This window comes from Cupriavidus sp. CPT47-8839-RL05A (assembly GCF_058792255.1).
On record NZ_JBYTEG010000012.1, the window covers coordinates 48,478 to 68,800 of the forward strand.

Consider the following 20,323-nt stretch of genomic DNA (forward strand, 5'->3'; position numbering starts at 1 on the left):
GGCTCTGCAGTCAGGCGCGGCGCGTGGATCCGCGCGTGACCAAGGTGCCGGGCAACAGCACCCGGCGCGGCGGCAGTTGCGCGCCTTGCAGGCGCTCGATCAGGCAGTTGGTGGCGACGCGCCCGATATCGTCGGTGGGCTGGGAAATGGCGCTGAGGCCGGGGCCGACCAATGCCGCCCATTCCGGATCATCGAAGCCGATCAGGCCCAGGTCGGTGCCAAGCTGCCAACCCAGTCTGGCGGCCGATGCGGCCACGCGCAGCGAGATCACTGCGTTGGCCGCCAGCACCGCAACGGGTGCCTGTCCGGCGCCACGGCGCAGGGCGCGCAGCGCTTCATCGAGGGCCTCGTCGTCACCCCGCTGGGCTTCAAAAACGGTCCCGCCAACCGTGTCCGCGTGTTCGGCGACAAAGGCCTGGAACGCGCGCGCGCGCTCGTTGCGCGAGCTGATGGCCTTGATCGGCTCGCTGATGAACAGCAGGCGCCGATAGCCGGCTTCGACCAGGTGGCCGGCGGCTTCCTGGACGGCGGTCTGGTTGTCCAGGGCCACCAGGTCGACTTCGGCATCGCCGACCTTGCGGTCGACCAGTACCACTGGCTTGCCCAACTGCGCCGCATCGGCCAGGGCGCCGGCATCGTGGCCCAGCGTGTGCAGGATAAAGCCTTCGACCCGGTAGGCGGACAGCGAGCGGATGGCTTCGCGCTCAAGTTGCTCGTCATTGCCGAGGTTGAACAGCATCACCATATAGCCGGCGTCGCGGCAGGCCTTCTCGACGCCGCGCAGCACGGCCACCGAGAACGAATTGGAGACATCCGCGACCACCAGCCCGATCAGGCGCGACTTGCCGCGCTTGAGCCCCTGCGCCATCGGGCTGGGGCTGTAGCCGAGCGCGCGGATGGCCGCGGCGACGCGCGCCTCCACGTCCGCGGACAACTGCTCGCCGCCCCGGTTCAGGTAGCGCGATACGGTTGCCTTGGAGACGCCCGCATAGTCGGCAACGTCCTGGATGGTGAGCTTCTCTGCAGGTTTCTGGTCGGACACAGGTCGGGTAACTGGGCGCGGCATAGGATTCGGGTCTCGGTGAAACCAGTTTCACGATTATGCCTCGGGCGTGTCGGGATGTGCCAGCATCCGGGGCGATTGGGCTCCGATACCTGGTGCGGCGAACCGTCGAAGGGCCAGATGCCCTTCGACGCTCATCCCGAATGAGCCAGCGCTACCGCATCGGCACCTGCCGGAAACCGAAGCAGCCCGGACCTGTCGCTGGTGGCACGCCACACCGCTTCGGCCACATCGGCCTCGGTCGTCACCGCTGCCGGTTGCGAGAGTGAAGCAAAGATGCGCTGCGCGAAAGGCGCGTACGCCTCGGGGATCAGGCCCTCCATGCGCGGTCCCCCGTTGCTGGTAAAGCGCGTGGTCGGTCCGTAGCCTGGCTCGACCAGCTTCACGCTCACGTTGAACGCTTCGAGCTCGAACGCGATCGACGCGGTGAAGCCTTCGATGGCCATCTTGCTCGCGGTGTAGACGGCCACCATCGGCATCGGCGCCAGCGTCGTGCTGGAGGTCACGTTCACCACCACGCCCGACCTGCGCGCACGGAACTGGGGCAGCACCGCCTGGGTCATCGCCATTACCCCGAACGTGTTGGTCTCGAACACCTCGCGCGTCGTGGCCATCGGCGTGGCCTCGAAGGCGCCAAACAGGCCAATGCCCGCGTTGTTGACGAGCACGTCGACGGGCCCGCTCGCTGCAAGCGCGGCGGCGATGCTTTCGGGCTTTGTCACGTCGAGCGCCAGCACGCGGATCCGGTGGGATCGAGGCAAGAGGTCTTGGTTCGGCGTTCGCATGGTGGCGATGACGTTCCAGCCCTGCGAGTGGAAGTGGCGCGCGGTTTCAAGGCCATAGCCAGAGGAGCAGCCGGTAATCAGCACGGTTTTCATGGAGGTTTCGGTGTTGGTTTTGATGTCGGTAACGATAGCGGGCATGCGACGGACTTCCTACAATGAAAAGTCCAGATTTCATTTGCAATCGTCCGCGGATGAGCGATCCCCTGTCAGAAGTCATCTCGCTGCTCCAGCCGCGTGCCGTGTTCTCGAAGCGCATCAGCGGCGCCGGCCGCTGGGGTGTTCGCTACGCTGACTACGGCCAGCCAAGCTTCTGCGCCGTGCTCGAGGGCAGTTGTCGTCTCGCCGTCGACGGCCAGCATGCCCTCACGCTTGAGGCGGGCGACTTCGTGCTCCTGCCGGCAACGCCGGGCTTCACCTTGTCGGGCTTTGAGCCGGTGGCGCCCGAGTGCATCGACCCGAAAGTGACGTCCGCGCCGATGGGCGAAGTTCGTCACGGCAGGCGCGGTGGACGCCCCGATGTGCGACTGCTCGGCGGCTACTTCGTCTTCGACTCGTCCAATGCCGCGTTACTGGTGTCGCTGTTGCCGGCGCTGGTGCATGTGCGCGGCGCCGAGCGGCTTTCGGCCATCGTCCGGCTCGTCGGCGAGGAATCGGGTGAACGGAGGTCGGGCCGCGAGCTCGTGCTCACGCGCCTGGTGGAGGTGCTGCTGATCGAAGCGCTGCGCTCAACGTCGGGGGAGGACGCGCCCCCGGGGTTGCTGCGCGGCCTGGCCGATGCGCGACTCGCGTCGGCGATGCGGCAGATGCACGCCGATCCCGCGCGCTCGTGGACGGTGGCCCAGCTCGCAAGGAAGGCCGCGCTGTCGCGCTCGACCTTTTTTGAGCGCTTCACGCGCGCCGTGGGAATGCCACCGATGGAATACCTGGTCGCCTGGCGCATGGCCGTGGCGAAGGACCTGCTCCGTCGCCATGACTTCGGGATCGCCGAAGTTGCTGAACGCGTCGGCTACGGCTCGGCGAGTACCTTCAGCACCGCGTTCAGCCGGCACGTCGGCCAGCCACCGAGTCTCTACGCGCGCAAAGGTTAGGACGTCACATGGAAAGCGCTTCTGAAGGTGACCGGGCAGCGAGCTGTTGAGGCACGTCATCCCAAGACTGTGCGGGGACGTTTTATGCACTTGTCACGGACAGTCACTTCACTGTCATCGTTTAGTCACAATGCATTCATAGAACTAGATTTGCAGAATCGCAGTTTCCATTCTGGCTCTGTCCACCCATCGAGACAAAGGGGGTTCAAGATGCGCTTCAATCCTCACGCTGCACTGGTGGTTGCTGCGTTTGCGATCAGCACCCAGGCCGCGCACGGCCAGGCCATTGTCAAGATCGACGGCTCCAGTACCGTCTATCCGGTCACCGAAGCCGTAGCTGAAGATTTCCAGAAGGCCAGGAAAGGGGCGGCCAAGGTCACTGTGGGCATCTCCGGCACCGGCGGCGGCTTCAAGAAGTTCTGCCGCGGCGAAACCGATATCTCGAACGCCTCGCGCCCTATCCTGAAGCAGGAAATGGAAGCGTGCGCGCAGACGGGCGTCAAATACTACGAGCTTCCTATTGCCTTCGACGCGCTGACTGTCGTCGTCAACCCGAAGAACACTTTCGTCAGGCAACTGACTGTGGAGCAGCTCAAGAAGATGTGGGAGCCGGCGGCACAAGGCAAGGTCACGACCTGGAAGCAAGTCGATCCTTCGTTCCCGGACGCACCCCTGAAGCTGTTCGGCGCAGGCTCGGATTCGGGTACTTTTGACTATTTCACGGAAGCCATTGTCGGCAAGGCCAAGTCTTCCCGCGGCGACTACACCGCCTCCGAAGACGACAATGTCCTGGTGCAGGGCGTCTCGCGCGATGTGAACGGCCTCGGGTATTTTGGCTACGCCTATTATGAAGAGAACAAGGGCAAACTGAGGGCCGTCCCTATCGTCAACAAGAGCGGCAAGGCCGTGGCTCCGGGCGCCAGTGCCGTCCTGGATGGTTCATACAATCCGCTTTCGCGGCCGATCTTCATCTACGTCAATGAGAAGTCGCTCGAGAAGCCCGAGGTCAAGGACTTCGTTGCCTACTACCTTCAGCACGGGGCGCGCCTGGCTTCCGAGGTGAAATATGTTCCCCTCCCCGCCAGGGCCTATACGATTGCAGCGGAGCACCTGGCGAAGAAGAAGCTTGGCACGGTGTTTGGCGGTGAACCCGACGTGGCGGTCACCATCGATTCCCTGCTGGCTCGCGAAGCAAAGCTGTAACCGATGCCTGGCGCGGGCCGGCACCCGCGCCAGGGCCAGGATGCTCGCCTGAAGGCTGCCATGCCAGAACCCTCTACCGCAACCGCTCCCACGGACATCACCCCACATGTGGTCAGCGAGCGGCTTGCCAGAAAAGCCTTCCGGAACACAAAGGAACGCGTGATCGAGGGCGTCCTCTTTCTTGCCGCCTCGGTTTCCGCTATTGCGACCGTGGGCATCGTGGGGGTCCTGGTCAGCGAGTCGGCGCACTTCTTCGGCAGCATTCCCGTCTGGCAATTTTTCACCGATACGCTGTGGACGCCGCTCTTCGCAGAACCCCGCTACGGCATCCTGCCGCTGCTGCTGGGCACCTTGAGCACATCACTGGTCGCGCTGGCCGTCGCCATTCCGCTTGGCACCGTGATTGCCATCTATCTCTCGGAGTTCGCCAATCCCTCGCTCCGGGAAGTCATCAAGCCGTTCCTTGAATTGCTTGGCGGCATTCCCACCATCGTCTACGGCTACTTCGCCCTTACGGTCATCACGCCGCTGCTGCAAGCGCTGATCCCTTCGCTGCCGGGCTTCAATATGCTTTCGGCCGGGCTCGTGATGGGCATCGCCATCATCCCCTACGTCAGTTCGCTGGCCGAAGACGCGATGCGGGCGGTGCCAATGAGCATCCGCGAAGGCTCCTATGCCATGGGCGGCACACGCTTCCAGACCTCGGTGCGAGTCGTCGTGCCTGCCGCGTTGTCCGGAATCATGTCCGCCTACATCCTGGGGATCTCCCGTGCCGTGGGCGAAACCATGATCGTTGCGGTGGCCGCCGGCATGCAGCCAAATTTCACTATCAATCCCATGGAGCCTGCCCAGACCATCTCCGCTTACATCGTGCAGGTGGCGCTGGGCGACCTCCCGCATGGCTCCATCGGCTACCAATCCATCTTCGCCGCGGGGTTGACGCTGATGCTGATGACGCTGTTCTTCAACATTCTGGGGCACATCATTCGCCGCCGCTATCGCGAGGCCTATTGAAGGGTACGTCCATGCACCAGCCGCCACTCGACGCGATGCGCGTCATCATCAAGTCCAATAAGCGTTGGGACCTGTTCTTCGCCATTGCAGGCTTTATCGCCCTGCTTGTCGGCATCCTGACTTTCGTTGTGCTCTTCGTCCAGATGGCCTATACGGGCTGGGAACGTCTCACACCGGAGTTCTTCGCCAACTTTCCGTCGAGGCGGGCTGCGCAGGCCGGCATACTTTCCGCCTGGGTCGGCTCCTTGCTGGTGATGCTGGTGACGGCCATGGCAGCCGTTCCGTTGGGGATTGCCGCCGGCACCTACCTGGAAGAATACGCACCCAAGAACCTGGTCACCGACGTGATCGAGATCAACGTCACCAACCTGGCTGGCGTGCCCTCCATCATCTATGGCCTGCTCGCACTTGGGATCTTCGTCTATGCCTTTGGCTTCGGCCAGAGCATCCTCTCCGCTGGCCTGACGCTCGCACTGCTCATTCTTCCGGTCGTTATCGTGGCCACACGCGAGGCGATTCGCGCCATCCCGCAGCATATTCGTGAAGGCGCGTACGGGCTGGGTGCCACCCGGTGGCAGGTAACCCGTGACCACATCGTCCCATACTCCATGCCCGGCATCATGACCGGCGTCATCATTGGCATGTCGCGCGCCATTGGCGAGACCGCCCCCATCATAACCATCGGCGCACTCACCTTTATCGCATTCCTGCCACCGTCGCCGTTCGAGCCAGGATTCCCCTGGATCAATCTTGATTGGCTCTGGTCAGGCTTCACCGTGATGCCGATCCAGATGTTCAACTGGACCTCCCGCCCCGAGGAAGCCTTTCAGCAGAACGCCGCTGCAGCCGGGTTTATCCTGGTCCTGATGACACTTTCGATGAACGGACTTGCGATCTGGATTCGCTATCGCCTGAGGAGGGACATCAAGTGGTAAGCAACGCCATTCCCGTGTCAGACCAGGCCGGTTACGCCGCTCCGGCACGCAATGCCATCGCGCAAGAGCTGAAGGCGCATGCCCTGGATCCGACTCCCGTGAAGGCGGCTGCGATCAACTTCAGCTTCTACTATGGAACCTTCCAGGCGCTCAAGGACGTCAACCTGCCCATCCAGGAGAAGCGTGTCACTGCCCTGATCGGCCCCTCTGGCTGCGGCAAGTCGACCTTGTTGCGATCTTTCAATCGCATGCATGACCTCTACCCGGGCAACCGGTACGAGGGCGACATCCGCCTCTATCCCGACAACACCAATATCCTCGATCCCAGAGTCGATCCCATAGAAGTGCGCATGCGCATCGGCATGGTCTTCCAGAAGCCAAATCCCTTCCCCAAGTCGATCTACGAAAACGTTGCCTATGGGCTGCGCCTGCGGGGGGCGAAGAGTCGGTCCATGCTCGATGAACGCGTCGAGGTGGCCCTGCGGGATGCTGCTCTGTGGGACGAGGTCAAGGACCGTCTTCAGGCCCAGGCTATGACCTTGTCCGGCGGACAGCAGCAGCGTCTTTGCATCGCACGATGCCTGGCCACCGACCCTGAGATCCTGCTGTTCGACGAGCCAACCTCGGCACTGGACCCGATTGCCACGGCCAGTATCGAAGAACTCATCAGCCAGCTGCGGGCACGCGTCACCATCCTGATCGTGACCCATAACATGCAGCAAGCGGCTCGGGTGTCCGACTACACCGCCTATATGTACATCGGCGAGCTGATCGAACATGGCCAGACCAACCAGATCTTCCTCAAGCCAACTCAGCAGGCCACGGAAGACTACATCACCGGACGTTTCGGCTGAACGGGGACGCCCCATGACCGAGAAACACTTGTCCAGCCAGTTCGATGCCGACCTTGCCGATATCTCCACGGAAGTCTTGCAGATGGGCGGGCTGATAGAGGCGCAGGTTCAGTCGGCAATCCGTGCATTGGAGACATTCGATGTGAGCCTTGCGGAGAACGTCATCGCGACGGAGGCGCGTGTCAACCGGCAGGAAGTCGAAATTGACGCGCATTGCAGCGACATCATCGCCCGGCGGCAGCCCACGGCTCGCGACCTGAGACTGCTGATGGCAATCTCGAAGACCATCACCAACCTGGAGCGTGCAGGAGACGAGGCCTACCACATCGCGACGCGCTCGAAGCACATCATCTGCGAAGTGTCGCGCCCGACCATCGACTTTTCCGAGCTCCGCGTCTCCACTGCACTCGCTGTCGAAATGCTCCGTAAGGCCCTGGATGCCTTTGCCAGGCTCGACGCCGCTGCCGCGGCAGAAATCGTGCAGGAAGATCGCGCCCTCGATGAAGAATTCCGCGGCTTCGTGCGCAAGCTCATGAGCTACATGATGGAGAACCCGAAGCTGATCTCCGTGTCGCTCGACTATCTCTTCATCGCCAAGGCGATCGAACGCATCGGCGACCACGCCACGAACATCGCTGAATTCACGATCTACATCATCAAGGGCACCGATGTCCGGCACATCGGGCAGGAAGCAAGCAAAGATTGAGCAGCGCTCTGCGCTTGTTTCGTAGTGTCCTGTCCCGCAAATAAACTCGATATGAAATCGCCCAGTTGCCCGCCATGCGTCGTTGCTCGTCGTTGCCATAGCTACGGCTATGGCGCCTCCTTGCGCCTAGCCTGACGAGCACAAGCTATTAGCGGGACAGGACACTAGCCGAAGGTGAAGGCATAAGCCTGGGCACCGGGGTCCAGGAACCGGATCGTGAAAGTGCGCTCGCCTACGTCGCCCTCCTGGCGTACCAGCTGATAGAGCCGTGTCTGTGTGACCGCGCCATTGCCGGCTGCATCGGTGTCCGAGCCGTGGCTGTCGCCTGGGGGCTTGCCGTCGACCGTTACTACAAAACGCACTGCCCGGCCATCGGCTGCAGGCCCCAGCACAAGGTGCAGGTCGCGCGCGTGAAAGCGATAGGCGATTCCGCCGCCGGCGCGGTTGAGCGTTGCCTGCTCGGCACCGACGGTCCAGCTGCCTGACAGGCCCCACTCGTTGAGGCGAAGCTTGCTGACTGTGTACGCGCGCGGTGCGTCCTGCCGGGTGCCCCCAGGAGAGGCGAAATTCTCCGCTTGCATGTAACCGACGTAGGTTTCGACGGAGCGAACGTTGTCAAGGTCCGGTGCCGCCTGTGCGCCACGCGCGTCGGGGGCGACCACATCGCGTGCCACCGACCGATTGCCGGCCTCCGCCAGCAGCGACTGGATGACGCGCTCGGAATTGGCGTAGTTGCCCTCGCCGAACTGGTGGTGGCGGATATTGCCGCGGGCGTCGACAAAGTAGGCGGCCGGCCAGTAGCTGTTCCTGAATGCGCGCCAGATGCGGTAGTCGTTATCGACTGCCACGGGGAAGCCAATGCGGAAATCTGCGATCGCGCGGCGGACGTTCGCCGGTGTCTTCTCGAAGGCGAACTCGGGCGTATGCACGCCGACTACCGTCAGGCCCCGATCCTTGTACTTCTCCGCCCCAGGCCCGGAGGTAGGGGAGGGTGCGAATGCAATTGATGCAAGAGTAGGTCCAGAAATAGACCAGTGTGACCTTGCCCTGCAGCTGGTCGCGCGACAGCGGCGGGGAGTTGATCCATTGCGTTGCACCATCGAGCGAAGGCAGGCGACCCTCCACGGGCAAGTGGCTCGGGACGAGCACGGGTGTTTCATTTGTGGCAAGCAGCACGCCACCGCGGTTGGCGTCATTCCTGGCTTGCGGCGCAAGCCGCTCCTTGCGCAGCGCATCGACCAGCGCCTGCTCGATCCGTGCCGGTCCGGCTGCGGACAAGCGTGCCAGCAGGCCGGTGTCGGCACCGAGTCCGATGACAAGTACCCCGCCCAGCACACCCGCACCCAGACCTCGACGCAGCCATTCGCCAGCGCCCATTGACCGCTTCATTGCAGTGAGCACGTGGCCGCCGATGCCGAGCGCGGCGGCTAGAGAGGTGGCTGCCCCGGCGGCATAGGCAGCCAGCGTCAGCGAAGTCGATACGCTCGCGCCATTCAGGGCCGCACCTGTCAGCACAAGACCGAGGATCGGGCCGGCGCATGGGGCCCACAGCATGCCGGTGGCGACGCCAAGCAGCAGCGAGCTCCATGGAGAAGCCTGCGAGGACGAAGGCGCCGTGGTCGAGTTGCTGGCAGCCAGCCGGTTGCCGAGCGCCACCACAGGCCGCGCGAGGGTACTCGCCAGCTTCGGCAGGAGCAGGGACAGCCCGAAGACTGCCAGCAGGACCAGGGCGGCGAGGCGCCCGTACTCGTTGAAGCGCACGGCCCATGCGCCGCCCACCGACGCCAGCGTGGCTATGGTGGAAAAGGTCAGTGCCATGCCGGCCAGCATCGGCAGCTTGCCGCGCAGGAACGGCTGGCCGGTGCGGCTGAGGACAAAGGGCAGGACGGGCAGGATGCACGGGCTCAGGATGGTCAGTACACCCCCAAGGTAGGCGAGTATCAGCAGGGTCATGATCAGTGTCCTTTCCTAAAGACTTGGCCTGCCTTCGATCAGGCACCGATGCGGTCCGCCAGCAGCTTGCGGATGGCTGCTTCGGTTTCGGCGTAGCCTCCCTCTCCGAAGTGCTGGTAGACGATCCGGCCATTGGCATCAATCAGGTACTTGGCCGGCCAGTACTGGTTGCGGAATGCCGACCACGTGGCATACGCATTGTCCTGTGCAACCGGATAACGGATATCGAAGCGCTTGAGCGCTGCCTGCACGTTGTCGGTCGATTTTTCGAATGGGTACTCTGGCGTGTGCACACCCACGACGACCAGCCCCTGGCCCTTGTACTTCTCGTGCCACTGCTTTACGTACGGCAAGGTGTTGATGCAGTTGATGCACGAATAGGTCCAGAAGTCGACCAGCACGACCTTGCCGCGCAATGCGTCCATCGACAACGGCGGCGAGTTCAGCCATTGGTTGATGCCCGCGAACTCGGGCGCGCCGCCCTGGTCCCCGACACTGGGGCGGAGGGCGTTGGCGCCCGTGCCGATGAAATAGATCGCGGCGATGCCGGCCGCAACCATTGCGGTGCGAAAAAGCGTGCGCATGATTCGTGCTCGTGGAAATTGGAAGGGATGTCAGGAACCGGGAAGGAGGCGCCTGCGACGGCCGTCGCAGGCGCAGACAACCTGGCTCAAGCTGCGCGCGCAAGTCGCGCTTGCAGCACGTTGCTGATACCGGCGCCGATCGCGCCGAGCACACCGGCAGCGGCCAGCGCCCCTAGCAACATCAGCGACGGTGGCTGGCTCGCAGCAAAGAAACTGATCAGGCCAAGGAAATAGGCAAGCGGATTGTTGATCCGGGGCAGCGCGCGCAGGCTGAGCACGAGTACCACGTCGCCGAACACCGCGAGCGGTGTAGCCAGGTCACCGAAGCGCGGCGTCAGCCATCCAATCAGCAGTCCGGTCGCAGCACCGAAGACAATGCCGAGCAGGAATGCCGCAAGGTTCGCTGCGCCTTCGCGCGCCGTCTGCGAGCCTGTGTTGAATGCGACCCAGCCCAGGAACATGGCCCAGGCGGGTAGCGCTGCGGTGAGCGTCAGGAAAGTCGTAACGGCAGCCACCACGGCCCCGATCAGGGTAATGCCATGGAACGTGCCTGGCGGGATATTCAGTGCCGCAGCCTGCACCGAAATGCCAATCTTCGGCATGGGAGCCTCCTTCTGGAAGATGACCTGCCCGGTTGCCTCAGGCAGGTCACGGTGTGCGTCAGACCAGGTTGGTTTCGACGTGGATGTTGCCGTGCAGGGCCTTCGAGTACGGGCAGGTCCGGTGCGCGGTATCCACCAGCGCCTGGGCCACTTCACGGTCAATGCCGGGGATGTGGACATTGAGCCGGGCCTGCAGCAGATAGGCCTCGCCAGCCGTGCCCAGGTCAACCTCGGCGTCGACCGAGAGCTCGGCCGGCAGCTTCACTTTCATCTTGCCGGCGGCCAGGCCGATCGCGCCGATAAAGCACGCCGACCATCCCGCGGCGAGCAATTGCTCCGGGTTCGTGCCCGGGCCTTTGGTGCCCGGCGAGGACAGTTGAAGCTTCAGCCGGCCGTCGTCGCTGTGGGCTTCGCCGTCGCGTCCGCCTGCAGTGATGTGGACTTTGCCGGTGTACAGCACTTTTTCGATACGGGTCATGATGCGTTCCTTGTTTATTCAGAAAGTCGGGGCTCAGGCGTAGGCGCCGTCAAGATAGGGATCGACACTGCGCGCCGGGTCCGCCGAAACGCCGGTGCGGTCCAGGCCGGACAGGGTGCGCGCGCCGTCGTAGTACGGATCCACGTTGCGCGCACCGTCCGTGAACGGGTCGACTGCGCGCGCGCCATCGCTGTATGGGCTGCGTGCCTCCTGCACGGAGCGGGCACCGTCGGTGAACGGGTCCCGCGCGCCCGCTTGGGACGGTGCGGCGGCCTGCGCGCCGGCAGCGGCGGCAACCAGGGCGATGGCGAAGACAAAACGCTTGGCGATGTTGTGGGTAGTCATGATCGTCTTCCTTAAAGGTTTGGGTTCGGTATTGCGCGGCAGGGACTGGCTTGGTTGATGTTCGCCGCCGGGCCACGGAATGCATTTAAGGCGATCGATGTATCTGCCCCGTAGCGCGTGAGGGGTGTGTCTGTCGGAACACGTATCGTTGTGGCAGCGTGATACAGACGGGTACAAATCCATGCGCGAACGGGTTGGGGAGCCGCATCGGCAAAGAACTGGGACAGGCCTATGCGCCACATTCGACGCCTCTGCCTGCACCTAGGGTTTCTCCCGAGAATCGCCCGTACTCCCTTGTTTTGATTGTGATTCTGGTAGCACGGCAGCCGTTGCAGGTCGCGATGGTGACGAATTTCCGCCTTGACCATCCGTCCGAACCGTCGATAATGCAAACGTTTGCAAAGGAGATCAGACATGAAAACTTCCAGCGAGCGGCAGGCGCCACAAGGCGAGCGCCTGGCGCTGATCGAGGATGAACACTCGGTGACAGGCGTGGTCCAGGCGGCCATGGCCAATACGACGAATCCCCGCTTGCGCTTCATCATGGATTCCCTGGTGCGGCACCTCCACGGCTTCCTGTCCGAGGTGCGGCTGTCCGACGAGGAATTCGAGCTTGCCCTGGGGTATATCGCCAGTCTCGGCCATGCGACCAATGCCAAGCACAACGAGGTTGTCCTGGCTGCCGACGTGCTGGGGCTGTCGACGCTGGTGACAGCCATGAACAACAGCACCAGGGACGGGCGCACGCCCGGCGCGCTGCTCGGCCCGTTCTATCGCGCCAACGCGCCGCGCTATGACTGCGGTGACTGCGTGGTGCAGGACGATGCGCCTGGCTTGCCGCTGCTGGTCAGCGGCACCGTGCGGGCGACCGATGGCACGCCGCTGCCAGGCGCGCTGGTCGAGATCTGGCAGGCGTCGCCGGTGGGACTGTATGACAACCAGGATCCGACGCAACCCGACCGCAACCTGCGCGGCTGCTTCCATACCGATGAAAGCGGCGGCTATCACTTCCGCACGGTACGGCCTGCAGGGTATCCGGTGCCGACCCACGGCCCGGTAGGCACGTTGCTGGCCGCACAGCAGCGCCATCCGTACCGGCCGGCGCATATCCATTTCATCGTTGCGGCGCCGGGCTACCGCACGCTCGTGACCCAGGTGTTTGCCGACACGCCGGAAAAGCTGGAATCCGATGTCACGTTCGGCGTGCAACGGCAACTGGTTGGCGATCTCCGGCTACACCACCATGGCCGCAGCCCGTGGGGCGATTTGCCGGCACCGTTCTACACGCTGGCGTTCGATTTCACGCTGGAGCCCGGCGAGCAGACCTTCCCGAAGCCGCCGATCGACTGACGACCCGATCGACTTACCCTGACCCATTCCCAAAAGAACCATGAGTGCTAATTCTCTTTCCGGCAAGGTGGCCGTGATCCTCGGCGGCACCGGTGCGATCGGCTTTGCCGCCGGTGAAACGCTGGCGCGCCTTGGCGCGAGCGTGGTGCTGACCGGGCGCGACGCCGACAAGGCGGCCAGTGCCGCGGCGGCCTTGCCGGCCGGCAACCATCTTGCCGCCGTGGCCGAGGTTGCCGACAGCGCCTCGCTGCGCGCGCTGGCCGACGAGGTCATCCATCACTACGGCCGCGTCGATATCCTGGTGAACACCGCAGGCTTTACGCGGGCGATCCCGCACGCCGACCTGGACGCGCTGGACGATGCGCTGATCGATGAACTGTTTGCCGTCAACTGGCGCGGGCAGTTTGCCGCGATCCGTGCGTTCGCGCCGCACCTGCGCGCCAATGGCGACGGGCTGGTGGTCAATGTCGGGTCCATCGCCGGCCGTACGGGGCAGGGCAGCAACGTTGCGTACTGCGCTGCCAAGGCCGGGCTCGATGTCATGGCGATGTCGCTCGGGCGCGCGCTGGCGCCGCAAATCCGCGTGCTGAACGTTTCACCAGGCGTGGTCGATACCGCTTTCGTGCCGGGACGCGACAGCGGTTTCAACGAGCGCGCCGCCAGGTCGACGCCGCTAAAACGTGTTGGCCAGGCACAGGACGTGGCCGATGCCATCGCGGCCTGCGCGACCTCACTGCGCTTTGCCACCGGCACCACCATCGTCGTGGACGGCGGCCGCCAGCTCGGATAGGCCAGGCCCCGCATGTCCACCCAACCACATTTCCACCACTGACCTTCGCTCATGCACGCACGCAAGACCATCATCACCTGCGCGGTGACCGGCAATATCGTCACCCCGGAGCAGCACCCCGGCTTGCCGGTGACGCCGGCCCAGATTGCCGACGCCGCGCTGGAAGCCGCCGAGGCCGGCGCAGCTGCCGCCCACATCCACGTGCGCGACCCCGAAACCGGACGGCCGTCGATGTCGCTCGACTACTACGCCGATGTCATCGACCGCATCCGCAAGCGCAACCGCTCGCTGATCATCAACCTCACCACCGGACCCGGCGGCCGCTTCGTGCCGAGCGAGGACGAGCCGCGCGTGGCGGCGCCGGGCACCACGCTGCTGCATCCCGCGAAGCGCGTCGAACACATCGCGGCGCTGCGCCCGGACGTCTGCTCGCTCGACCTGAACACCATGAACTCCGGTGGCGACGTGGTCATCAACACGCCCACCAACGTACGCAAGATGGCCGGCGTGATCCGCGCGGCCGGCGTCATGCCCGAGCTGGAGATCTTCGATTCCGGCGACCTCAACATGGCGCTCGACTTCATCCGTGAGGGTGTGCTGGACGGCCCCGGCCTGTGGACCCTGGTGCTTGGCGTGAAGTACGGCTTTGCGCCCACGCCGGAAACCATCTTCTACGCGCGCAACATGCTGCCCGCCGGCGCCCACTGGTCGGCCTTCGGCATCGGCCGCGCGGAGTTCCCGATCGTGGCCCAGGCATGGCTCGCAGGCGGACACGTGCGCGTCGGCATGGAAGACAACATCTATCTGGAGAAGGGCGTGCTGGCGCCGAGCAACGCCGCGCTGGTCGCCAAGGCGCGCGACATCGTCAGGTCGCTTGGCGGCGAGGTTGCCTCGGCGGCCGAGGCCCGGCGCACGCTTGGCCTGCGCGAGGCCTGATCCCGGCCATACCGAACGAAATATTTGAGGAAGGAAGCACCATGAACACCATTCGAGTCAGCGAGAAAGCCGCCAATATCGATGCCCTGCAGCTCGAGCTGCTCGGCGTGCCGCGCCCGGAAGCGGCGGCGGGTCAGGTCATCATCGAAGTGGCCAGCGCCGGCGTGAACCCGAGCGACGTGAAGGCAACGCTCGGCCTGATGCCGCATGCGGTCTGGCCGCGCACGCCAGGCCGCGACTATGCAGGCCTGGTGGTCGACGGTCCCTCCGAACTGCTGGGCCAGCAGGTCTGGGGCAGCGGCGGCGAACTCGGCATCCGCCGCGACGGCACGCATGGCAAGTACCTGCGCATCCAGGCCAGCGCCGTGCGCGCCAAGCCGGCGTCGGTGTCGCTGCTGGAAGCCGGCGCCGTGGGTGTGCCGTTCATTACCGCCTATGAAGGGCTGCGCCGCGCGGGCATGCCGCAGGCTGGCAGCACCGTGCTGGTGTGTGGCGGCAATGGCAAGGTGGGGCAGGCAACGATCCAGATCGCCACTGCGCTCGGCGCGCGCGTCTTTGCCGTGGAGCGCACCGCGGAGGCGTATCGTGGCCATGCCAGCGGCGACGTGCGCATGATCGATGCCAGCAGCGAATCCATTGCCGCGGTGGTGCGCGAAGAGACCGACGGGCACGGTGCGGACATCGTCTACAACACAGTGGGAAGCCCCTACTTCGAACAGGCCAACCAGGCCATGGCGATTGGCGCGGCGCAGATCTTCATCTCGACCATCGAGAAGCCGGTGCCGTTCGACATCTTCGCCTTCTATCGTGGCCAGCACACCTATGTGGGCGTCGACACCCTTGCGCTGGACAGCAACGCGTGCGCGGGCATCCTTGACCAGCTCGCACCGATGTTTGCCTCGGGTGCGCTGCGGCCGTTCCCGGTCCTTTCCGACTACACCTATGCGCTCTCCGATGCCAAGGAGGCCTACCGGGCGGTCCTGCAGGGCGCGACCGAACGCGTGGTGCTGAAGCCATGAACACGACCCGGTTCGCACAGGCGCCGGCCTATTTCCCGGCCAACCACGAAGGCATGCATTGCCTGCGCCTGCAAGGGCATGAAGCGGGACCGTCCGAAGCCTTGTGGATGGGGGTCTCGGTGCTGCTGCCGGGCGGCCATACGTCGATGGATGCCTCGCCCGTGGAAAAGCACTACGTCGTGCTGGAAGGCGAAGTCTGCATCGCCACGCCCGACGAGCGCGTGACGCTGGGCCAGTTCGATTCCGTGCGCCTGGCGCCGGGCGAAGCGCGGCAGGTGTCGAACCCGGGCAATCGGCCGGCGATGCTGCTGCTGGCGATGCCGTATCCCAAGCGCTGATTTTCTCGGGCCGGACTGCAAACGATTGCAAAAAAATCGGGCAGACGGCCCGGCCACAACAACCACGACAAACCAGGGGAGACAAATGAAATCCATCGGAAAGCGCAGCCATCTGCTCATGCTGGCCATGGCCGCAGCCTGTGGCGGCGAGGCCTGCGCGCAGTCAGCCGTGACGCTGTACGGGCGCATCAATACGGCACTGGAGTATTCCTATGCCAACACCGCGACCGACGGCACCCGCCTTGGCGGCGTGGGGCGCCTGACCAACAACCGCTCGGTCTTCGGCATGCGCGGCGAAGAAGGCCTGGGCGGCAGCCTGAAAGCCATCTGGCAGATCGAAAGCAATTTTTCGCTCGATACCGGCCAGGGCCAGGTGGCCGGGCGCAATACGCGGGTGGGGTTGCAGGGCGATGCCGGCACGCTGTTCCTGGGGCATTGGCAGACCCCGTACACCGAATCGACCACCGCCTACGATCCGTACTATCCGACCACCGCCGGCTATATGGCGCTGATCGGCAACGGCTCCACCTCCAGTTCCGACAATGTGCAGGACACCAGCTCGTTCGACCGCCGGCAGAAGAACATCATTGTTTACAAGTCGCCGTCGTTCGCCGGCTTCAGCGGGGCCGCGGCGTGGGGCGTGAACGAGGAGAAGACCACCGTACCGCGCAATCCCGGCTTGTATTCGTTCTCGGCCGCCTACGACAACGGACCGCTCAATGTGGTGCTGGCCTATGAAGTCCACCAGCACTACCAGACCGCCGGCCGCAACGACGATGCGATGAAGGCGGGCGTTTCGTACAAGTTCCCCACCACCACGGTGGCGCTGCTCTATGAACGGCTCCACTACCGCACCGCGACCGGCGACCTGACCCGCAACGGGTACTACGCCTCGCTGGTGCAGAAGCTCGGGCCGGGCAGCGTGCGCGTCGGCTTTGGCCTTGCCAGCAATGGCGCGGGCAACGCGACCGAGACCGTGGGCTTCTTCCGCAGCGGCGCGGAAACGGGCGCCACGCAGGTCACGGTCGGCTACGACTATCCGCTGTCCAAGCGCACTGCGCTGTATGCGTACTACAGCCGCATCAACAACAAGCGCAATGCGATCTACGACTTTGCCATCAATGAACTGGGCGTGAGCGCGGGTGCTGACCCGCAGACGGTCGCGCTTGGCATGCGGCACTTCTTCTGATGTGAGGAGACACAGAATGATCCGATCCATCCAAGGCACGGTGCTGGCGCTGGCGTCATCGCTCATGCTGGCGGCCGCACCCGCCGCCCACGCGCAGCCGCAATATCCCGGCAAGCCGATCCGGCTGGTGGTGCCGTTCTCGGCGGGCAGCGCCACCGACATCCTGGCGCGCATCATCGGCAGCAAGATGGGCGAGGGCGGCAGCTACCAGGTGATTGTCGACAACCGCCCCGGCGCCGGCGGCACCCTGGGCGCCACCGGCGTGGCCAAGGCGGCGCCGGACGGCTACACGCTGATCCTGGTTTCGGTCGGGCACGCCATCAACGCCACGCTGTATCCCAAGCTCTCGTATGACACGGTGAAGGACTTCGCGCCGGTCTCGCTGGTGGCCACGGTCCCCAATGTGCTGGTGGTCAATGCCGCCAGCAAGTACAAGTCGGTGCGGGACGTCGTCAACGCCGCCAAGGCGACGCCAGGCGCGCTGAACTTCGACTCGGCGGGTTCCGGCAGCTCAACCCACCTGAGCGGCGAGATGTTCAAGATGCAGGCCGGCATCGACATCGTCCATATCCCGTACAAGGGCACGGGCGAAGCGCTGACCGACGTCATGGCTGGCCGGGGCGACATGATGTTCGCGCCCAGCGTATCGGCCATGCCGTTCGTCAGGCAAGGCAAGCTGCGGGCGCTGGCGGTCACCACGGCCAGGCGCGTCAGCGCGCTGCCGGAGATTCCCACGGTGGCGGAGTCCGGCTTCCCCGGCTACGCGTTCGACTCCTGGTTCGGCGTGCTGGCGCCCGCCGGCACCCCCAAGGAAATCGTCGATGCGCTCAATGCCGAGATCGGCAAGGCCTTGGCCGCGCCGGATGTGCGCGAGCGCCTGGCCGCCCAGGGGGCGGAGCCAAAGCGCTCGTCGCCGCAGGAGTTTGCTGCCTATATCCAGGCGGAGATCGGCAAGCTGGCGCCGGTGGTCAGGCAATCCGGCGTGCAAGCGGGGCAGTAGCGGCACCCGGCAGGTGTGCGGCGGCGGCGCGGGGCTGGCTTAGAATGGTGTTTTCCAACCCTCCCCGGGCTGCCGCCCCGCCAACTGCCGTCATGCCCGAGCGCAAGCGCCTCACCCTGAAAGACCTGGCTGCCGAGATCGACGTGCATTACTCGACCATCTCGCGAGTGATGAACCCGGCCACGCGGCACCTGGTGGCTGAGGACGTGGCGGCCCGCATCCTGGAGGTTGCCGAGGCGCGCGGCTTCCGCCCCAACCGCATCGCGGCGGGGCTGCGCACCCAGCGTTCGGGACTGGTGGGCGTGGTACTGCCCGATATTTCCAACCCGGTGTTTCCGCCTATCCTGGCCGGAATCGAATCGGTGCTGGCGCAGCAGGGCTACGTGCCGATCGTGGTCAATGCCGGTACCGACAAAAGCCGGCAGCGCTTTGTCATCGACCAGATGATCGGCCGGCAAGTCGAAGGACTGGTGCTTGCCACCGCGGAACGGGACGATCCGATACTCGCCTACTGCCTCAAGCAGCATATCCCCGTGGTCACGGTCAACCGGGGCGACGACACGGGCCGGGTGTCCTGCGTGGTGAGCGACAACCTGCTGGCCATGCGGCAGACGGTCGACCACCTGGTCGGCCTGGGCCACCGCCGCATCGGGCATATTGCCGGACCCGCCACGCTGTCGACCGGCTTCCTGCGTCGCGAGGGCTTCCTTCAGGCGGTCAAGCGCCACCGCCTGCGCCGCGGGGAATGGCAAGTCATGGAAGCCGCCAGCTATTCGCGCGAGGCCGGCCGGCTCGCATGCGAGCAGCTCTTCGCGGCCTTCCCGCAGGTGACCGCCATTGCCGCCGGCAATGACCTGGTGGCGATGGGCTGCTACGACTACCTGCGCGAGCACGGCATGCGTTGCCCCGATGACGTCTCGGTGGTGGGCCACAACGACATGCCTTTCGCCGACGCCCTGACGCCGCCGCTGACCACCGTGCGCATTGCCGTCCATGAAATGGGCGAGGAAGCAGCGCGGCTCCTGCTCAGGAAGATCGACATGCCAGCTTCCGATGCCGTCACCGTGCAACTGACGCCGCAGCTGATCGTGCGGGGTTCCACGGCTGCGCCGCGCGCAATGGAATAGAGTGAATCGCGGCGATGTGGGGTGTCAGGCGCGGGCGCCGTCGGCGCACGCAGTTACCGGGCAACGCCGTACCGGGCAGCGGGCTGGTCACGCGAAAGATTGGGGCCGAGCGCGGCGCGTGCTGCCTCGAACGTGTGCCAGTGGGCCACCTCGGGCAACGACGGCACGGTAATCACCTCGCCCTGGTCCAGCCCTGCCAGGGCCGCGTCGACCAGGTCGTCGCCGCTCATGACCATCGATTGCGGCAGGTTCTCGACCGGCTGGCCGGCGGTGTCCCAGAACTCGGTGCGGGTGGCCCCCGGCAGCACGGCCTGGATGCGCACGCCCTTGCCGGCAAGCTCATGCTGCAGCGACTGGGTAAAGGCCAGCACATACGCCTTGGAGCCGCCGTAGACACCGTTCAGGACCTCGGGCGCGACCGCCACGATCGAGGCAATATTGATGATCGTGCCCTCGCCGCGCGCGACGAAGGCCGGGGCGGCGGCGTAGGTGAGCCGGGTCAGGGCCGTGACGTTGAGCTCGATCATTGCCTGCATGGTGTCGACATCCGAATCCAGCAGCGGTGCAGCGCCGCCGAAGCCGGCGTTGTTGACCAGCGTGGTGATGCTCGCATCGGTGCGCAGGATCTCTTCGATGCGTCGCACTTCGGCGGCCTGGCCAAGGTCAGCGGTCACGATCTCGACCGAGCGGCCGGTATCGTCGGTAATCCGGCGGGCCAGTGCTTCCAGCCGCGCGCGGTTGCGCGCCACCAGGATCAGGTCGTGGCCCCTGCGCGCCAGGCGCTCCGCATAGATGGCGCCGATGCCGGACGAAGCACCGGTGATGAGGGCGGTGCCGGAATGGTTGTGCGTGGTCATGTCAAAGCTCCAGATTCAGTGGGAAGAGGATGTCCGTAGCGGTCGGCCTGGACCGGCCGGCTGCGTGAAACCAAGATTAGGAGCACAATGGCCATGACGCCAATGTC

At 64.8% G+C, this 20,323-nt stretch carries 21 protein-coding genes and 1 pseudogene; 14 read left to right on the top strand and 8 right to left on the bottom strand.

The features are described from left to right. Nucleotides 1-10: 10 nt before the first annotated feature. Nucleotides 11-1,066 carry a LacI family DNA-binding transcriptional regulator gene (locus AC3WVS_RS16275; RefSeq protein WP_492319490.1) on the bottom strand — a complete coding sequence of 352 codons (1,056 nt, stop codon included), beginning with the start codon at nucleotides 1,064-1,066 and terminating at the stop codon, nucleotides 11-13. A gap of 131 nt (nucleotides 1,067-1,197) precedes the next feature. Further along, a complete protein-coding gene (locus AC3WVS_RS16280) occupies nucleotides 1,198-1,941 on the bottom strand; it encodes an SDR family oxidoreductase (protein ID WP_492319611.1) in 744 nt (247 codons plus the stop codon). 98 nt (nucleotides 1,942-2,039) lie between these two features. On the opposite strand from AC3WVS_RS16280, the gene AC3WVS_RS16285 reads away from it, so the two are divergent. The 6 genes from AC3WVS_RS16285 (at nucleotide 2,040) to phoU (ending at nucleotide 7,648) form a co-directional block, all read left to right on the top strand. Beyond that, entirely contained in the window at nucleotides 2,040-2,936 is an 897-nt protein-coding gene (locus AC3WVS_RS16285; protein ID WP_200872552.1) for an AraC family transcriptional regulator, read from the top strand. A gap of 210 nt (nucleotides 2,937-3,146) precedes the next feature. Beyond that, nucleotides 3,147-4,139, top strand: a complete 993-nt coding sequence (locus AC3WVS_RS16290) for a PstS family phosphate ABC transporter substrate-binding protein (RefSeq protein WP_492319491.1) — start codon at nucleotides 3,147-3,149, stop codon at nucleotides 4,137-4,139. 60 nt (nucleotides 4,140-4,199) lie between these two features. Further along, nucleotides 4,200-5,153, top strand: a complete 954-nt coding sequence (gene pstC / locus AC3WVS_RS16295; protein ID WP_492319492.1) for a phosphate ABC transporter permease subunit PstC — start codon at nucleotides 4,200-4,202, stop codon at nucleotides 5,151-5,153. A gap of 11 nt (nucleotides 5,154-5,164) precedes the next feature. Continuing rightward, the gene (pstA, locus tag AC3WVS_RS16300) at nucleotides 5,165-6,088 is read left to right on the top strand and encodes a phosphate ABC transporter permease PstA (RefSeq protein ID WP_492319493.1); all 924 of its coding nucleotides are present in this window, start codon (nucleotides 5,165-5,167) and stop codon (nucleotides 6,086-6,088) included. Between the two features lie 68 nt (nucleotides 6,089-6,156). Then, nucleotides 6,157-6,942: a phosphate ABC transporter ATP-binding protein PstB gene (pstB, locus tag AC3WVS_RS16305; protein WP_492319612.1), complete on the top strand. Its 786-nt coding sequence runs from the start codon at nucleotides 6,157-6,159 to the stop codon at nucleotides 6,940-6,942. Nucleotides 6,943-6,955: 13 nt separating this feature from the next. After that, the gene (gene phoU, locus AC3WVS_RS16310) at nucleotides 6,956-7,648 is read left to right on the top strand and encodes a phosphate signaling complex protein PhoU (protein ID WP_492319494.1); all 693 of its coding nucleotides are present in this window, start codon (nucleotides 6,956-6,958) and stop codon (nucleotides 7,646-7,648) included. A gap of 164 nt (nucleotides 7,649-7,812) precedes the next feature. Here the strand turns inward: phoU and AC3WVS_RS16315 are convergent. From AC3WVS_RS16315 to AC3WVS_RS16335, 5 genes and pseudogenes are all read right to left on the bottom strand, one after another. After that, nucleotides 7,813-9,601, bottom strand: a pseudogene (locus AC3WVS_RS16315) (cytochrome c biogenesis protein DipZ). 38 nt (nucleotides 9,602-9,639) lie between these two features. Then, the gene (locus tag AC3WVS_RS16320) at nucleotides 9,640-10,185 is read right to left on the bottom strand and encodes a thioredoxin family protein (RefSeq protein WP_492319495.1); all 546 of its coding nucleotides are present in this window, start codon (nucleotides 10,183-10,185) and stop codon (nucleotides 9,640-9,642) included. An 86-nt stretch (nucleotides 10,186-10,271) separates the two neighbouring features. Further along, on the bottom strand, nucleotides 10,272-10,787 hold the full coding sequence (locus AC3WVS_RS16325) for a DUF1097 domain-containing protein (RefSeq protein WP_051591497.1): 516 nt from the start codon (nucleotides 10,785-10,787) through the stop codon (nucleotides 10,272-10,274). Nucleotides 10,788-10,845: 58 nt separating this feature from the next. After that, nucleotides 10,846-11,265 carry an organic hydroperoxide resistance protein gene (locus AC3WVS_RS16330; RefSeq protein WP_492319496.1) on the bottom strand — a complete coding sequence of 140 codons (420 nt, stop codon included), beginning with the start codon at nucleotides 11,263-11,265 and terminating at the stop codon, nucleotides 10,846-10,848. Nucleotides 11,266-11,298: 33 nt separating this feature from the next. Then, the gene (locus tag AC3WVS_RS16335) at nucleotides 11,299-11,610 is read right to left on the bottom strand and encodes a hydroxyquinol 1,2-dioxygenase (protein ID WP_492319497.1); all 312 of its coding nucleotides are present in this window, start codon (nucleotides 11,608-11,610) and stop codon (nucleotides 11,299-11,301) included. 414 nt (nucleotides 11,611-12,024) lie between these two features. Between AC3WVS_RS16335 and AC3WVS_RS16340 the strand changes: the two genes are divergently transcribed. The 8 genes from AC3WVS_RS16340 to AC3WVS_RS16375 all read left to right on the top strand — a co-directional run bounded on the left by AC3WVS_RS16340 (nucleotide 12,025) and on the right by AC3WVS_RS16375 (nucleotide 19,359). Further along, a complete protein-coding gene (locus AC3WVS_RS16340; protein WP_492319498.1) occupies nucleotides 12,025-12,960 on the top strand; it encodes a dioxygenase family protein in 936 nt (311 codons plus the stop codon). Nucleotides 12,961-13,000: 40 nt separating this feature from the next. Beyond that, the gene (locus tag AC3WVS_RS16345) at nucleotides 13,001-13,750 is read left to right on the top strand and encodes an SDR family NAD(P)-dependent oxidoreductase (protein ID WP_492319499.1); all 750 of its coding nucleotides are present in this window, start codon (nucleotides 13,001-13,003) and stop codon (nucleotides 13,748-13,750) included. Between the two features lie 51 nt (nucleotides 13,751-13,801). Next, nucleotides 13,802-14,686, top strand: coding sequence for a beta-keto acid cleavage family enzyme (locus AC3WVS_RS16350; RefSeq protein WP_492319500.1), 885 nt, complete (start codon nucleotides 13,802-13,804; stop codon nucleotides 14,684-14,686). 41 nt (nucleotides 14,687-14,727) lie between these two features. Then, the gene (locus AC3WVS_RS16355; protein ID WP_492319501.1) at nucleotides 14,728-15,705 is read left to right on the top strand and encodes a quinone oxidoreductase family protein; all 978 of its coding nucleotides are present in this window, start codon (nucleotides 14,728-14,730) and stop codon (nucleotides 15,703-15,705) included. Continuing rightward, complete coding sequence (locus AC3WVS_RS16360; protein WP_492319502.1) at nucleotides 15,702-16,043, top strand: cupin domain-containing protein; 342 nt, start codon at nucleotides 15,702-15,704, stop codon at nucleotides 16,041-16,043. The genes AC3WVS_RS16355 and AC3WVS_RS16360 overlap by 4 nt, the downstream gene beginning before the upstream one ends. Nucleotides 16,044-16,128: 85 nt before the next feature. Next, the gene (locus AC3WVS_RS16365; protein ID WP_492319503.1) at nucleotides 16,129-17,232 is read left to right on the top strand and encodes a porin; all 1,104 of its coding nucleotides are present in this window, start codon (nucleotides 16,129-16,131) and stop codon (nucleotides 17,230-17,232) included. 16 nt (nucleotides 17,233-17,248) lie between these two features. Then, complete coding sequence (locus AC3WVS_RS16370; RefSeq protein ID WP_492319504.1) at nucleotides 17,249-18,232, top strand: tripartite tricarboxylate transporter substrate binding protein; 984 nt, start codon at nucleotides 17,249-17,251, stop codon at nucleotides 18,230-18,232. Nucleotides 18,233-18,324: 92 nt separating this feature from the next. Continuing rightward, nucleotides 18,325-19,359, top strand: coding sequence for a LacI family DNA-binding transcriptional regulator (locus AC3WVS_RS16375; protein WP_492319505.1), 1,035 nt, complete (start codon nucleotides 18,325-18,327; stop codon nucleotides 19,357-19,359). A 53-nt stretch (nucleotides 19,360-19,412) separates the two neighbouring features. On the opposite strand, the gene AC3WVS_RS16380 is transcribed toward AC3WVS_RS16375, so the two are convergent. Next, nucleotides 19,413-20,216: an SDR family NAD(P)-dependent oxidoreductase gene (locus AC3WVS_RS16380; RefSeq protein WP_492319506.1), complete on the bottom strand. Its 804-nt coding sequence runs from the start codon at nucleotides 20,214-20,216 to the stop codon at nucleotides 19,413-19,415. Between the last annotated feature and the right edge of the window lie 107 nt (nucleotides 20,217-20,323).